The sequence below is a fragment of the Mucilaginibacter sp. OK268 genome, assembly GCF_900103125.1.
Classification (GTDB): Bacteria; Bacteroidota; Bacteroidia; order Sphingobacteriales; family Sphingobacteriaceae; genus Mucilaginibacter.
In genome coordinates this window covers 1-13,961 of the sequence record NZ_FNJV01000013.1, presented here as the reverse complement: position 1 = coordinate 13,961, position 13,961 = coordinate 1, and the positions used below count along the sequence as shown (strand labels likewise).

Below are 13,961 nucleotides of genomic sequence, written 5' to 3'. Positions count from 1 at the left end.
ACTTTTTTATCGTTTTTATTATGGTGTAAAAATAACACTAAGTTTTTAAATTCACCAATTTTATTTTGTAATTTTTTTGTAACATTTATCAAATACTCATCTATTTCGTATTTGATTATCAAAAATACTAATAAAACTTTAATAATGTGATAATTTTTTAATTTTTTTATCACAGTTTGTATTAGTAGCAAATTGACAGGTCAATTATTTAATAAACTAATTCAGTTTTATCTAAAAAATTTACTTTCAATAGAATTTTTTGTTAAAAAAATGTTAAAAAACATATTTAATATAAAATTCACTCATTTTTTGTCACATTTTTCTTTAAAAAATCAATAAATTATTAAAAAATTCATTTTAATAAGCCTATTTTTCAAAAAAGTAATTATAAATCAATTCTTTTTATCAAAATATAAAACTCCATAAATTCCATCTTATTGTTTAGTGTGAAAGAAAAATTACTTTAAACAGGCATCATTTTAAAAATGCTTTGTCACTTTTGCAGCGGATTTTATATTTTATTGATCATGACAACTACCGATACCTCTAAAGAACATCCGCATTTAACACCGCTTACTTTATGGATCATGACCATAGCCACGGGGTTAGTGGTGGCCAATATCTATTATAATCAACCTCTGCTTGCCGATATCGCGCACACTTTTGGTATAACCGATAAAAAAGCACAGCAATTATCCCTGTTTACTCAAATTGGCTATGCCTGCGGCTTATTATTTATAGTGCCCCTGGCAGATATGGTGAAACGCAAACGACTGATATTGTTAGATTTTATACTGGTTATTTTCGCTTTACTGGTCAGCGCGCTTGCTCCATCAATATTGGTATTAACCATTGCCGGTTTTTTATTGGGTTTATCCTCTATTATACCACAATTATTGATACCGATGGTAGCGCATCTGGCCAAACCACACCAGCGGGGCAAAAAGCTAGGTTTTGTAATGAGTGGGTTGCTGATAGGGATATTGCTTTCCCGTACGCTAAGCGGTTTTATTGGTCAGCATTTTGGATGGCGGAGCATGTATTATATAGCAACCGGCTTAATGGCGGCTATGTGGCTGATGATATTTTTCTTTTTACCCGAGGTGCAGCCTGATTATAAAGGGAACTATAGAAAGCTGATGACCTCGCTCATCCATTTAATAAAAACACAGCCGAAACTGCGCATGGCTTCTTTCAGAGGGGCCTTATGCTTTGCTGGTTTTAGCGCTTTTTGGACTACCCTGGTGTTTTTATTAAAACAGCCCCAGTTCAACGAAGGGAGTGCGGCAGCGGGCGCCTTTGGACTTGTTGGCGCCTTTGGTGCGCTGGCAGCCGGATTGATGGGGCGCCTGAGCGATAAAATGAATCCATATAAGCTATCGGGCTATACTTTATTGTTGGTGCTGATCTCCTACATTATCTTTTACTTTTCAAGCAGCAGTATCGCCGGGCTCATTATCGGGGTAATTGTTTTGGATATGGGTGTGCAGGCTACGCATATCTCTAACCAGTCTATCATTTTTGCATTGATACCAGAGGCCCGTAACCGGCTCAACACGGTATACATGGTGTCTTATTTCGTGGGCGGTGCGTCTGGGACGTTCCTGGCCAGCTTGCTCTGGAACAACTACGGATGGGCAGGGGTATGTGCTATTGGCGGTGGCTTAGCGCTTATAGCCTTAATAGCGCACTTCATTAACTATAAGGAAAACGTCCGGAATTAGTATTACTGTACGGAGATGGGCGGTTAGCGTACGCTTTTGGGAGTTCGTACAAGGAGGTTGTACTAAAAAAAACAGAAATTTTTATTATGGTGAAAGTATCTTAAATACAGCTATTTACATAGTATTGTAATTTTTTTTACAGATTTTAATGACTTTTTTGAGGCGTAATCAATTTTTTGGCACTGATTTGGAATACTAGTTATTAAATGTAACTGTTATGAAAGCTATAAAGAAAACCATTAAGGAAGAAGAGAAAGAATGGGAGAATCCGGTAGAGCCTACAAAAACATCAGATGAACGTGATGAAGAACAGATACTAAGGCAATACAAGGAAGCCAAACGCAGGAAAGATAATCTGACCGAAGACGACGATACAAAGAAAAACTAAAGATATTTAAAACACGAAAAACTAGAACTATGAAGACCACTAAAAAACCATCAATCAGCAAGTTAATAACCAATTTTGATAACCAGTTAAAAAGGATCATCATGAACGATCTGAAAGCTATTAAAGCTAAAACACCGTTATTGCCAACTGCTGCTTAATTGCACACAAACTATACTAACCTGCAACACCAACATATCTATGAAAAATCATAAAACACCATTGGCAAGTAAATTAATTGCACGCTTTGAGAATCAGTTGTTAGATATTTTATTAGAGGATTTTAGAAATTTCAGAGCGAAAAATAGCTTCAAACAAAGCAATCAACAGACAGCTAAACAACAAACATTGTCAGCTGCCTGATCCATATATACATTATACCTATGAAAAGATAGAGCCCTGCGAAAACAGGGCTTTATTTGTTTTGAGCATATTTGATGATCAGCCCTGCCGTTTTTTCCGATGCGCCGGGTTGGCCCATACGCTTATCCAGTTCAGCATAATCAGCCAGCACTGTTTGCCTATGGTCTTTATTATTTACCAGCAGGTCAATCTCTGCGCTGATCCTGGCTGCGGTACAATCTTCCTGTATCAGTTCCTTTACCACACCCTTATTCATGATCAGGTTAACCAGCGATATAAATTCTAATTTAACTAACATGCGTGCTACGGCAATGGTGAGTGCATTGCCTTTGTAAACAACCACCTGCGGTACATGAAACAAAGCTGTTTCCAGTGTGGCTGTGCCCGATGCTACAACAGCCGCATGTGCGTGGCTCAGTAAGTTATAGGTGGCATCAAATAATACAGGTATATTTTTCCCATTTAAAAACTGATCATAATAATCCTGTTTAAAAGAGGGGGCGCCGGCTATTACAAATTGATGATCCGGAAAGCGTTCAACAATACCCATCATTTCGGGCAGCAGGTTACTGATCTCCTGTTTACGGCTACCGGGTAACAGGGCAATGATTTTTTTACCGGCAAGCTGGTGTTGTTGCAAAAAATCGGGATCAGCTTTAAACGCAGCAATGGCATCCAGCAGGGGGTTACCTACGTAATCAACTTCCATGCCCCAGCTTTTGTAAAAATCCACTTCAAAAGGCAGGATGCAGAAGAGATGGTTCACTATCTTTTTAATCTTTAATACCCGTTTCTGGTTCCAGGCCCAAACTTTGGGCGAGATATAATAATTTACTTTTAAGCCGATGGTTTGCGCATAGGCAGCAATCTTGAGGTTAAAGCCGGGTAAATCAATGAGGATAAGTACATTAGGTTGCCATTCATGAATATCCTGCTTGCACTGTTTGATGTTTTTGAGGATGGCTGGTAAATTCACGATCACTTCTACCAGGCCCATATAGGCCATTTCGCGGTAGTGTTTTACCTGGGTACCACCTTCGGCCAGCATCAGATCGCCGCCAAAAAAACGGAACTCCGCATCCGGGTCGAGCGCTTTTAAGGCTTTCATTAAATTTGCCCCATGCATATCGCCCGAGGCCTCACCGGCTACCAGGTAATATTTCATCGTATGGGCTGCAATTTAAATACAAATATCGCGAGCATAAATAAAAACGTGACCGCGGCTATACCGATCACCGTTTTATCCAGCTTTTTTTTAGCGTACCACCTGATAATTAAAAGATTTAAACCAATAGCCACCAGGTAGGGGGTACCTGGTTTATTAAACAATAAAAAATTACCTCTTAACAGGAACAGAAAAATGAACAGACTTATGGCAGGTAATATAGCCCCGTAAATTGTACCTGCTATTACTGTATTGTGCTTAAACATTGAATTTCCAATTATTTAAATAAGGGATGGCATGATGCGCGGTCATATCAAACTGAACGGGCACTACAGATACATAGTTGTGCTCCAGGGCCCAAACGTCGGTATCTTCGCCGCCATCATTTAATTGAAAAACACCGGTTAACCAATAATATGGTCGTTTATGTGGGTCAATCCTTTCATCAAATTCCTCCGCCCATTTGGCAGCTGCCTGGCGGCACACTTTGATGCCCTTTAAATGCGGGGTATTCGGGAAATTTACATTCAGCAGCGTGGCCTGTGGTAAACCGTGAGCCAGAACCTGTAAAGCCAACTCCTTAACGTATTTGATACAGTGACTAAAATCGGCCTGCAGGGTGTAATCATCTAAAGAAAACCCAATGGATGGGATACCCTCAATAGCACCTTCAACAGCGGCCGACATGGTGCCGGAGTACAACACGTTGATAGAGTTATTTAAACCATGGTTGATGCCGGATACACACAGATCGGGCTTCTGGCCTTTGAATATTTTATTGACGGCCAGTTTTACACAATCAACAGGTGTGCCTGAGCAGCGGTACATTTCAATACCTTCGTAAAGATCTACCTTATCCAAACGTAGTGGTTTACCTATGGTGATGGCGTGACCCATGCCTGATTGCGGACTATCCGGCGCTACTACTACTACCCGTCCGATGTCGCCCATGGCTTCCATCAGCACTTTTATACCGGGGGCAGTTATGCCGTCGTCGTTTACAACAAGTATGGTTGGTTTCGCTTTATTCATGCTGCGAAATTACTGATATTTTGGGGGAAACCTCTCCTAAATCCTCTCCACAGGGGAGGACTTCAAAAGCATTTTAAAACCTCCCCATTGCCTGTGTCCTCACAGGCAACAATGCAAATCGTCTGTGAAGACACAGACGATGGTTGAAAAAGCATTATTAAATAAAGCCCTCTCCTTTGGGGAGGGTTGGGTGGGGTTATTCTGTTAGAATAGTAAACACAAAATCAAGCGGTTCAAAATGACGGATGAGTTCTTCAACAAATGATTGTCCCCATTTTACATACATTAAACCAAAATTCTCGGTGCGTTCCTGCAGGCTGTCTTTCGGGAAGAGTTCTGCCTTAACTGTCGATAGCTGCTCCAGCCGTACATCATAGTTGCGTTTTTCGGCACGGATCAGTTTCTTTTCGAGGTTATCAACTGCGTGTTTCAGGCGGGCCTGTACAGCAGCGGCTGAGGACGACAGTGTTGGATCGATCTTATAGGAGCGCAGTTTTATCTTTTCAAAAACGGCGGTCAGTTCGCGCCATTCTCCTTCCAAAGAAAGGTTATGGTCGCTATGTTTTTTTATCCATTCGGTTTGCAGGGCATCTGTTTGCTTAAACAGGGCAGCCACATTCAGATCCATGCGCTCAATTTTGGCGGCTTGTTCTTTACGAACCACTAATGCCGAATTGCGTAAAATCAGGATAGGAAAATCGACTTTATAAAAATCAAAATTTGATTTCAGTTCCAGCCAGTATACTACTTCGGCGCCACCGCCTATGTAGGCGATGTTGGGTAGGATGCATTCCTGGTAAAGCGGGCGCATCACCACATTGGGACTAAAACGCTCGGGTGATGTGGCAATTTCCTGCTTTAGTTCTGCTTCGGTAAAGCGGATCTCGGTGTTCATTACCTGGTAGCTGTCCTGTTCAAAAACTATACGTTCGCGCAACTGGTCTTTCAGGTAAAAAAAGTTGATCTCGCGTGGATTAACCTGTATATGCACACCCAATTTTTGCAATTGCTCGTTGGTGGCAGTTATATTTTTAAAGCTGTTTTGATTGATGATATCCTGCTCCATGATGGGAGCAAACTGCTGCTTAAACTCGTGATCGTCGGCATCGATGATCACCAGGCCGTACTGACCAAACAACGCATTTACCAGGTAGCGGGTAGCATCGGCCAGTTTATCAAAACGGGTATAGGCTGTTTCTACAATTTCGGCCAGCTCCTTGGAGTGGCCTTCCATGCCCAAAACGCCCTTATATTGGTTAAGCGCCTGGCGCATGGTATCCGGATTGATACGCCCGGTAGCGCCCGATGCTTCGTACCACCAATGTACTTTTTTGCCGCCAATGTTGGTATAATTGATCTCGGCAAAGTCATGGTCTTCACTGGCCATCCAGTAAACGGGTACAAAGTTTTTATCGGGGTGGGCTGCTTTTAATTGCTGGGCTAATTTTATCGCGGTAGCAATTTTATAAAGGAAATATAAGGGACCTGCAAAAATATTAAGCTGGTGACCGGTTGTTATGGTATAGGTATTATTGAGTTTTAGGAGTTGTAAGTTTTGAGTTACGAGTGGTTGTACGTTATACGTTGTAAGTTCTACGTTAGCTTCATCACTTCCGGACTTTCCGACTTCCAGACTTCCGGACTCAATTCCATATTGCTTTGACAGTACACGGTGCAAAATCTCACGATCGGCAACAACTTTCTTGTTTTTCAACAGCTCGGCAAAGTCGGCCATATCCGGGCGGTAACTGTAAAAAGGTTTCAGATCTGCCCGGTTTTCGAGGTAATCAATAACCGTAGGCGAAAAAAATCCGGTGTTTTTATAGCTTGTACAGGAGGCTTCCATTAGTCCAAATGTAAAATCATTAGTGGTAATGCGCCACAAATTAGCATTATTTTACAATTTGTCCATAAAGGTCAAAGTCTTCGGCACTGTTAACTTTCACATTTACAAAGCTTCCAACGGTTGCGTAATCAATGCTGGCATCAATCAATACTTCGTTATCTACCTCGGGCGAATCAAATTCGGTACGGCCCACAAAGTAATCACCATCCTTTTTGTCGATCAGTACTTTAAATGTATGGCCAACTTTTTCCTGGTTTTTATCAAACGAAATGCCCTGCTGAATTTCCATAATGGCATCGGCACGATCCTGTTTTACTTCAGCAGGTACATCGTCAACCAATGAGAAAGCATGTGTTTTTTCTTCGTGCGAGTAGGTGAAACAGCCTAAGCGATCAAATTTTGTTTCTTCAACCCATTGCATCATTTCTTCAAAATCGCGCTCAGTTTCGCCGGGATAGCCGGTTATTAAGGTAGTACGCATCGCAATGCCGGGTACCTTGTCGCGGATCTCGTTGACTACATCTATTGTTTTTTGTTTGGTAAGCCCGCGGCGCATCGATTTCAGCATATTATCGCTGATGTGCTGCAAAGGCATATCCATGTATTTACAGATATTATCGCGCTCGTTCATCACATCCAGTATCTCCATCGGGAAGCCGGAAGGGTAAGCATACTGCAGCCTGATCCATTCTACACCGTTTACATCACTCAGGCGGCGCAATAATTCATCCAGGTTACGTTTGCCATATAGATCAAGACCGTAATAGGTGAGGTCCTGGGCAATTAGTATCAATTCCTTAGTGCCGTTTTTAACCAGGGCCTGTGCATCTTTAACCAATTGGTCAATAGGTGTGCTCAGGTGTTTACCGCGCATCAGCGGGATAGCGCAGAAGGAACATGGGCGGTTACAGCCTTCGGCTATTTTAAAATAAGCGAAATGTGATGGGGTGGTGAGCAAACGCTCGCCTATCAGTTCGTGTTTATAATCAGCACCAACAGAATGTAACAGGTTTTGCAGATCATTGGTACCAAAATAAGCATCCACATTAGTGATCTCGGCTTCCAGCTCGGGTTTATAACGCTCACTGAGGCAGCCGGTTACAATTACTTTCCCTACTTTGCCTTGTTCTTTCAGTTCGCTGTATTGCAAAATGGTATCGATAGATTCCTGCTTGGCATTATCAATAAAGCCGCAGGTATTGATCACCACGATATCGTTTTTTCCAACTTTATCGGCCTCATGCACCACATCAAACTGATTGCCTTTAAGCTGGCCCATCAATATCTCAGAGTCGTATATGTTTTTGGAGCAGCCCAAAGTAACCACGTTTACACGTTGTTTAACTGGTTTTGCCGTTGGCTTTGAAATTTCTTTTGTTTTCATAACACACAAATCATTGCAATAACTATAATGTCATTGCGAGGAACGAAGCAATCGCGAACTATGTATAAAGAATGCAAGGGAAGAGATTGCTTCGTCGTTCCTCCTCGCAATGACATATTTTATATTATTGTTTGAATAAACTATTTACAAACTCGGTCCTGTCAAACAGCTGTAAGTGTTCTACTCCTTCGCCCACACCTATATATTTTACAGGGATCTTAAACTGATCTGATATCCCGATCACTACACCGCCTTTAGCTGTACCATCTAATTTGGTTAAAGCCAGGGCATTAACCGCAGTAGCTTCGGTAAATTGCTTACATTGTTCTATGGCGTTTTGCCCGGTTGAGGCATCCAGTACCAGCAATATCTCATGCGGTGCCCCTGGGATTACCTTTTGCATCACATTTTTGATCTTGGTCAACTCGTTCATTAAGCCTACTTTATTATGCAAACGACCGGCGGTATCAATAATAGCTACGTCATCGCCATTGGCAACGGCGGATGTCAAGGTATCATATGCCACAGAGGCCGGATCGGAACCCATAGGCTGAGCCACTACTTTTACGCCAACACGCTCGCCCCAAAGTTTGATCTGGTCCACAGCTGCTGCACGGAAGGTATCCGCGGCGCCTAAAACAACCTGGTTACCGGCTTGCTTTAACTTATGAGCCAGCTTACCTATGGTGGTAGTTTTACCCACACCGTTAACACCAACCACCATAATTACATAGGGCTTGTGGTTGCCATACTCCAGGTTGCGGAAATCGTTACTGTTATTTTCGGCCAGTAATTGCTGTATCTCGTCTTTCAGCAGGGTATTCAGCTCGCTGGTACCTACATATTTATCACGGGCTACGCGAGCCTGTATACGCTCAATTATTTTTAGGGTGGTACTTACGCCCACGTCTGAGGTTACCAGTACTTCTTCCAGCTCATCCAAAACGTCATCATCAACGGTTGATTTACCGGCAATTACCTTGGTGATCTTTGAAAAAAAGTTATCCTTGGTTTTTTCTAAACTGGTATCAAGCGCCTGCTGTTCCTGCTGCGTATTTTCCTTTTTCTTAAAAAAATCAAATAATCCCATAATTTTCTTTCGATGTGCAGATTACAAATGTGCAAATTTCAAATTTCAGATGTGCAGATTAAAATTATCGAGTGAATTTCTCATCATTTGCACATCTGCACATTTGAAATCTGCACATCAACAAAAAAAGCCCTCTCGTAAAAACAAGACGGCTTCTATATTTTGATCGGCAGTTATTACAGTGTTTTACCTGCAATTGCATCCTTAACAAAATCGTTAGGGACAATTTGTGTTTTAAATGAATAAGCACCAGTTTTTGGTGATTTATTCATGGTGATCACTTTTGAATATTCTTTGCCTTTACCTGCTACTTTCAGTGTTGCAACTACTTTCTTTGCCATGTTGTTTAATTATTGAGTTAGTGAATTATTGAATTAGTGATTTCAGCTTTAAACTTAATCAACCATCAATTGAATCAACTAATTATTTAATCTCTTTGTGAACGGTTACTTTACGTAAAACCGGGTTGAATTTTTTCAATTCTAACCTTTCAGTTGTATTTTTTTTGTTCTTAGTGGTAATATAGCGAGACATGCCTGGCATACCGCTTGTTTTGTGTTCAGTACATTCTAAAATTACCTGAACCCTGTTGCCTTTTTTTGCCATTTTCTTTTTATGTTGTACGTGTCACCTCACGGCTTACGTAATTTTTCAAATTATATTCTGCACGCTTTCCATTTCACGCATAGCGTAAAACATCAAACGTACGCCCTACTAAATGTATCCTTTTTTTACAAATTTATTGATACAAGCGGTAATACCATTTTTAGTGATGGTTTTAACAGCTGATGTAGATACCTTTAAGGTAATCCATTTATCTTCTTCAGGGATATAAAACTTTTTAAGTTTTAAGTTAGGATGAAACCTGCGTTTTGTTTTAACGTTTGAGTTAGAAACGTTATTACCTACAATAGATCCTTTTCCTGTTAGATCACAAATTCTTGACATGACAAATATTTTTAATTATCAACCCTTTATTCAAAAAGAGTTTGCAAATATCAGACTTTTAAATCAAATATTCAAGGGTGTTTTTAAAATATTTCAAATTCTTTTTAAAAGCGGTCATTCCCTTTGGTTTCAACTCATTACCGCCAATGAAATTACTTCTTAAATTTTTTTAATAAGTGGAGTTTTTTAATTTACACTTAACACATAAATTACTAATTTACGCCCACCATTTTAACCAAGTATGAAGATTACATCATTTGACGAGTATAAGCAGGTTTACCAGCAAAGTGTTGAACAGCCTGAGCAATTTTGGGCCGGTATTGCCGATAATTTTTACTGGCACAAGAAGTGGGATAAGGTGCTGGACTGGAACTTTAAGGAACCCAACGTAAAATGGTTCCAGGGAGCAAAACTCAACATTACCGAAAACTGTTTGGACCGCCACCTGGAAACTCTGGGCGATAAACCCGCTATTATATGGGAGCCAAATGACCCGCAGGAAGATCACCGCATATTAACTTATCGCCAGCTGCATGATAAGGTTTGCCAGTTTGCCAATGTGCTTAAAAACAACGGCGCTAAAAAAGGCGACCGTATTTGTATATATATGCCCATGGTGCCCGAGTTGGCCATCGCGGTTTTGGCCTGTGCGCGTATTGGTGCCATCCACTCGGTGGTGTTTGGTGGCTTTTCGGCACAATCTATAGCTGATAGGATCAATGATGCAGAGTGTAATATCGTGATAACTGCCGATGGCGGTTTTCGTGGTAATAAAGATATCCCTTTAAAAAATGTGATAGACGATGCCCTGGTTCAGTGCAAGTCGGTTCAAAAAGTAATTGTATTAACCCGCAGTCGTACACCAGTGTCGATGATCAAAGGCCGTGATGTTTGGTGGGAAGATGAAGTGAAAAAAGTAGAAACCCAGGGTAACCCGCAATGCCCGGTTGAAATAATGGATGCCGAGGATATGCTGTTTATCCTGTATACTTCCGGCTCAACCGGTAAACCAAAAGGCGTGGTACATACCTGTGGGGGCTACATGGTGTATGCCGGCTATACCTTTGCAAACGTATTCCAGTATAATCAAGGTGAGGTGTATTTTTGTACTGCTGATATCGGCTGGATCACCGGGCACTCTTATATAGCTTATGGTCCGCTATCGCAAGGCGCCACTACATTAATGTTCGAGGGGGTACCTACCTACCCGGATGCCGGTAGGTTCTGGGAAATAGTTGATAAGTATAAAGTAAACATATTATATACCGCGCCAACAGCCATCCGCTCGTTGATGAGCTTTGGGGAAGAGCCGTTGAAAGGTAAAGACCTGAGTTCATTGAAAAAATTGGGATCTGTAGGTGAACCTATCAATGAAGAAGCCTGGCATTGGTTTGATGAAAAGATTGGTCATGGCAACTGTCCGATTGCTGATACCTGGTGGCAAACAGAAACCGGTGGTTTAATGATATCGCCCATCTGTAATGTAACGCCAACCAAACCGGGTTATGCTACTTTACCGCTGCCCGGCATTCAGCCTGTATTGGTTGATGAGAACGGTAAAGAGATAGAAGGCAACGGTGTGAGCGGTAACCTTTGTATCAAATTCCCATGGCCCGGGATGCTGCGCACCACTTATGGCGATCATGAGCGTTGCCGCACCACTTATTTTGCTACTTACGAAAACCTGTATTTTACTGGTGATGGTTGCCTGCGCGATGAGGATGGTTATTACCGTATAACTGGTCGTGTGGATGACGTGCTGAATGTATCTGGTCACCGTATTGGTACTGCCGAGGTAGAGAATGCTATCAATATGCATAGCAGTGTAGTGGAATCAGCTGTGGTGGGTTATCCGCATGATATTAAAGGACAGGGCGTTTATGCCTTTGTGGTGTGCCCCGATCAGCATGGTGACGAAGAACTTAACCGCAAGGATATCATCATGACCGTAGCGCGTATCATCGGCGCCATTGCCAAACCCGATAAGATCCAGTTTGTAACCGGGCTGCCTAAAACCCGCTCAGGCAAGATCATGCGCCGTATTTTGCGCAAGATAGCCGAAGGCGATACCTCTAATTTAGGGGACACTTCGACACTGCTTGATCCGGCTGTAGTGGATGAGATAAAAGCAGGAGCATTGTAGGTTAAGAAGCAAGAAATAAGAATCAGGAATCAAGAAAAAACAAATGCAAATGATAAGAAGATGGGAAATAAGGAAGATAAGTTCCCAATCCTTTTTTCTTATCGTTTGCATTTTTATCCTTCTATCTGTAGCTGGTTTAGCATTTACGATAAAACCCTCCGGCAAATACCGGCTCGATTTTTTTACCAAACACAACCAGTTCTACCTTTGCGATTCGGCTTATAAAAGCAATACCGGTTCTAATACTTTCTGGACGCCAGAAGCCTACCACGACAGACTGGGGGTTGATTATGATATCCTGGGTATAGGTATTGAAAGTTACGGCCATGTAAAAGCTGATCTGGAAATATTGGACAGTGCCGATCCTCAGACGGATTTCGGCCAATATAATCATGTGGTAGAGGCTGGCATCACCATTCAATCGGGTTTGTTGCAGGTGCTCAATTTCCCGGATTATAAATCATACCTCAAGCTCATCATCAAACCTGGCAAATATCGCGTAAGGGTTTATTCGTCTGGTTTAGGCAATGTGGATACTGAGGCTGACGAAGGGCAGGATCATTATAAAATAACAATGTGGCCCGACAGTCGCATGGAACGCAAAGTACTCAAGCAGTTGGTGAAAAAATAACTACAACAAACAGCTCCAGTAAACCCAGGCTATAAACAACAGCTGCAAGGGTATCCGGAACCGTAAATACTCCGGACCGGGGCCATCAAAAGTGGCTTTTTCCATATTGATATGTTTTATAGCGGCATTGATATTGGCCGGGGTAAGCACCATAAAAAACAGGATTAGGCACCAGGCTGCCAGTGTACGCGTAGCCGGAATAAGTAAACCTGCCGCAGCTGCTATTTCTATCACACCGGTAATATATACCACTTGTTTTTTGTAGGGGATAAATGAGGGCAGCATCAGCATCATGCCCTTTGTAAATTTAAAGTGCCCGAGAGCCGTAAAGGCCATCATCACAGCCATAGCTATATGGGCGGATAGTTTTATATTAAAGTCACCGGATAATTTAGTAACCACCAGGCCTATACCAAAGGTGGCCAGTAATACGATCAATACTTTCATGTGTGTTTTATTTGATGCAAATGTGGAGATACGCCTGGTAGCAAACAATGAACCTGAGTTAAGTAATGCGACGGCGGATCCTGCTCAATCCCTGTGGTGTAACGCCAATATACGAGGCAATATATTTTAAAGGGATTTGCCTGATGAGGTGTGGCTGTTCGGTAAATAAGTTCAGATAACGTTGTTCGGCGCTGTCATTTAACAGGGATAGCTCGCGTTTGGATTTGGCCAGGAAGATGGCTTCGCTGGCATGGCGACCAATGGTTTGGCCAACCTCCGTCTCCTTGTAAATCTCTTGCAGATCATCATAAGTTAATCGCCATAACGTGGTATCAGTCAATGTCTGGATCTGATAGTGCGATGGCTGCCGGGTTAAAAAGGAGTCATAAGCGCTGATAAAGCTATTGGCAAAAGCAAAGGTGAAAGTTACATCATTCTCATCTTTGGGAATGTAGTAACGCACCATACCCGTTTCCATAAACGACAGATAATTCTCCGTTTGCCCTGTTTTTAAAAGCACCGCTTTCTTTGGAAATTCATGCCTGGTCAACTTCGACGAAAACAGCTGCCAATCCCTGTTGCTCAGGGGAACAATACGCTCCAGGTATTCCCGTATTTTTTCCATAAAGGTGAAGATAAGCACTGTGGATTATATTTTACCATTTTGTGGTGTCATGCTGAGGTTTAAATACTTGGCTATTTATAAAAAATATGTCATTGCGATTTCTATGATACAAACAAATGCTTTTGGTAAGGTACTTGGTTTTTAATAACAGCGAAGATTCGATGGATGATTTTATTTC

General features: G+C 41.7%; 17 protein-coding genes. 6 read left to right on the top strand and 11 right to left on the bottom strand.

What is annotated here, in order from left to right; translation table 11 throughout:
* Positions 1-527 precede the first annotated feature (527 nt).
* The 4 genes from BLR84_RS27595 (at position 528) to BLR84_RS30170 (ending at position 2,472) form a co-directional block, all read left to right on the top strand.
* Complete coding sequence (locus tag BLR84_RS27595) at positions 528-1,724, top strand: MFS transporter (RefSeq protein ID WP_255367060.1); 1,197 nt, start codon at positions 528-530, stop codon at positions 1,722-1,724.
* 217 nt (positions 1,725-1,941) lie between these two features.
* Complete coding sequence (locus BLR84_RS30175; protein ID WP_176852174.1) at positions 1,942-2,112, top strand: hypothetical protein; 171 nt, start codon at positions 1,942-1,944, stop codon at positions 2,110-2,112.
* A gap of 29 nt (positions 2,113-2,141) precedes the next feature.
* A complete protein-coding gene (locus tag BLR84_RS30465) occupies positions 2,142-2,270 on the top strand; it encodes a hypothetical protein (RefSeq protein WP_255367059.1) in 129 nt (42 codons plus the stop codon).
* Between the two features lie 40 nt (positions 2,271-2,310).
* Positions 2,311-2,472: a hypothetical protein gene (locus BLR84_RS30170; RefSeq protein WP_176852173.1), complete on the top strand. Its 162-nt coding sequence runs from the start codon at positions 2,311-2,313 to the stop codon at positions 2,470-2,472.
* A 52-nt stretch (positions 2,473-2,524) separates the two neighbouring features.
* On the opposite strand, the gene lpxB is transcribed toward BLR84_RS30170, so the two are convergent.
* From lpxB to rpmB, 9 genes are all read right to left on the bottom strand, one after another.
* The gene (gene lpxB, locus BLR84_RS27590) at positions 2,525-3,637 is read right to left on the bottom strand and encodes a lipid-A-disaccharide synthase (RefSeq protein WP_090473491.1); all 1,113 of its coding nucleotides are present in this window, start codon (positions 3,635-3,637) and stop codon (positions 2,525-2,527) included.
* On the bottom strand, positions 3,634-3,903 hold the full coding sequence (locus tag BLR84_RS27585; RefSeq protein ID WP_090473490.1) for a hypothetical protein: 270 nt from the start codon (positions 3,901-3,903) through the stop codon (positions 3,634-3,636). The genes lpxB and BLR84_RS27585 overlap by 4 nt, the downstream gene beginning before the upstream one ends.
* On the bottom strand, positions 3,896-4,669 hold the full coding sequence (gene surE, locus BLR84_RS27580) for a 5'/3'-nucleotidase SurE (protein WP_090473489.1): 774 nt from the start codon (positions 4,667-4,669) through the stop codon (positions 3,896-3,898). The genes BLR84_RS27585 and surE overlap by 8 nt, the downstream gene beginning before the upstream one ends.
* 196 nt (positions 4,670-4,865) lie before the next feature.
* Positions 4,866-6,515, bottom strand: a complete 1,650-nt coding sequence (bshC, locus tag BLR84_RS27575) for a bacillithiol biosynthesis cysteine-adding enzyme BshC (RefSeq protein ID WP_090473488.1) — start codon at positions 6,513-6,515, stop codon at positions 4,866-4,868.
* Positions 6,516-6,561: 46 nt separating this feature from the next.
* Positions 6,562-7,899 carry a 30S ribosomal protein S12 methylthiotransferase RimO gene (rimO, locus tag BLR84_RS27570; protein WP_090473487.1) on the bottom strand — a complete coding sequence of 446 codons (1,338 nt, stop codon included), beginning with the start codon at positions 7,897-7,899 and terminating at the stop codon, positions 6,562-6,564.
* Between the two features lie 124 nt (positions 7,900-8,023).
* On the bottom strand, positions 8,024-8,989 hold the full coding sequence (gene ftsY / locus BLR84_RS27565; RefSeq protein WP_090473486.1) for a signal recognition particle-docking protein FtsY: 966 nt from the start codon (positions 8,987-8,989) through the stop codon (positions 8,024-8,026).
* Between the two features lie 176 nt (positions 8,990-9,165).
* Complete coding sequence (locus tag BLR84_RS27560) at positions 9,166-9,330, bottom strand: DUF4295 domain-containing protein (protein WP_076376000.1); 165 nt, start codon at positions 9,328-9,330, stop codon at positions 9,166-9,168.
* Between the two features lie 82 nt (positions 9,331-9,412).
* Complete coding sequence (gene rpmG / locus BLR84_RS27555) at positions 9,413-9,595, bottom strand: 50S ribosomal protein L33 (RefSeq protein WP_022830075.1); 183 nt, start codon at positions 9,593-9,595, stop codon at positions 9,413-9,415.
* A 108-nt stretch (positions 9,596-9,703) separates the two neighbouring features.
* On the bottom strand, positions 9,704-9,937 hold the full coding sequence (rpmB, locus tag BLR84_RS27550; protein WP_090473485.1) for a 50S ribosomal protein L28: 234 nt from the start codon (positions 9,935-9,937) through the stop codon (positions 9,704-9,706).
* 241 nt (positions 9,938-10,178) lie between these two features.
* Between rpmB and acs the strand changes: the two genes are divergently transcribed.
* Together acs and BLR84_RS27540 are read left to right on the top strand one after the other, a co-directional pair.
* Positions 10,179-12,080 (top strand): acetate--CoA ligase, encoded by a 1,902-nt coding sequence (acs, locus tag BLR84_RS27545; RefSeq protein WP_090473484.1) that lies wholly within the window; start codon positions 10,179-10,181, stop codon positions 12,078-12,080.
* A gap of 49 nt (positions 12,081-12,129) precedes the next feature.
* The gene (locus BLR84_RS27540; protein WP_143014009.1) at positions 12,130-12,711 is read left to right on the top strand and encodes a hypothetical protein; all 582 of its coding nucleotides are present in this window, start codon (positions 12,130-12,132) and stop codon (positions 12,709-12,711) included.
* Here BLR84_RS27540 and BLR84_RS27535 read toward each other — a convergent pair whose 3' ends face one another.
* Positions 12,712-13,158 (bottom strand): DoxX family protein, encoded by a 447-nt coding sequence (locus tag BLR84_RS27535; RefSeq protein ID WP_090473482.1) that lies wholly within the window; start codon positions 13,156-13,158, stop codon positions 12,712-12,714.
* A gap of 58 nt (positions 13,159-13,216) precedes the next feature.
* On the bottom strand, positions 13,217-13,783 hold the full coding sequence (locus tag BLR84_RS27530) for a Crp/Fnr family transcriptional regulator (RefSeq protein WP_090473481.1): 567 nt from the start codon (positions 13,781-13,783) through the stop codon (positions 13,217-13,219).
* Between the last annotated feature and the right edge of the window lie 178 nt (positions 13,784-13,961).

Bases quoted from the DNA above. Each gene is read 5' to 3' on its own strand.
- BLR84_RS27595 (WP_255367060.1), top strand. From the start codon at position 528: ATGACAACTACCGATACCTCTAAAGAACATCCGCATTTAACACCGCTT.
- BLR84_RS30175 (WP_176852174.1), top strand. From the start codon at position 1,942: ATGAAAGCTATAAAGAAAACCATTAAGGAAGAAGAGAAAGAATGGGAG.
- BLR84_RS30465 (WP_255367059.1), top strand. From the start codon at position 2,142: ATGAAGACCACTAAAAAACCATCAATCAGCAAGTTAATAACCAATTTT.
- BLR84_RS30170 (WP_176852173.1), top strand. From the start codon at position 2,311: ATGAAAAATCATAAAACACCATTGGCAAGTAAATTAATTGCACGCTTT.
- lpxB (WP_090473491.1), bottom strand. From the start codon at position 3,637: ATGAAATATTACCTGGTAGCCGGTGAGGCCTCGGGCGATATGCATGGG.
- BLR84_RS27585 (WP_090473490.1), bottom strand. From the start codon at position 3,903: ATGTTTAAGCACAATACAGTAATAGCAGGTACAATTTACGGGGCTATA.
- surE (WP_090473489.1), bottom strand. From the start codon at position 4,669: ATGAATAAAGCGAAACCAACCATACTTGTTGTAAACGACGACGGCATA.
- bshC (WP_090473488.1), bottom strand. From the start codon at position 6,515: ATGGAAGCCTCCTGTACAAGCTATAAAAACACCGGATTTTTTTCGCCT.
- rimO (WP_090473487.1), bottom strand. From the start codon at position 7,899: ATGAAAACAAAAGAAATTTCAAAGCCAACGGCAAAACCAGTTAAACAA.
- ftsY (WP_090473486.1), bottom strand. From the start codon at position 8,989: ATGGGATTATTTGATTTTTTTAAGAAAAAGGAAAATACGCAGCAGGAA.
- BLR84_RS27560 (WP_076376000.1), bottom strand. From the start codon at position 9,330: ATGGCAAAGAAAGTAGTTGCAACACTGAAAGTAGCAGGTAAAGGCAAA.
- rpmG (WP_022830075.1), bottom strand. From the start codon at position 9,595: ATGGCAAAAAAAGGCAACAGGGTTCAGGTAATTTTAGAATGTACTGAA.
- rpmB (WP_090473485.1), bottom strand. From the start codon at position 9,937: ATGTCAAGAATTTGTGATCTAACAGGAAAAGGATCTATTGTAGGTAAT.
- acs (WP_090473484.1), top strand. From the start codon at position 10,179: ATGAAGATTACATCATTTGACGAGTATAAGCAGGTTTACCAGCAAAGT.
- BLR84_RS27540 (WP_143014009.1), top strand. From the start codon at position 12,130: ATGATAAGAAGATGGGAAATAAGGAAGATAAGTTCCCAATCCTTTTTT.
- BLR84_RS27535 (WP_090473482.1), bottom strand. From the start codon at position 13,158: ATGAAAGTATTGATCGTATTACTGGCCACCTTTGGTATAGGCCTGGTG.
- BLR84_RS27530 (WP_090473481.1), bottom strand. From the start codon at position 13,783: ATGGAAAAAATACGGGAATACCTGGAGCGTATTGTTCCCCTGAGCAAC.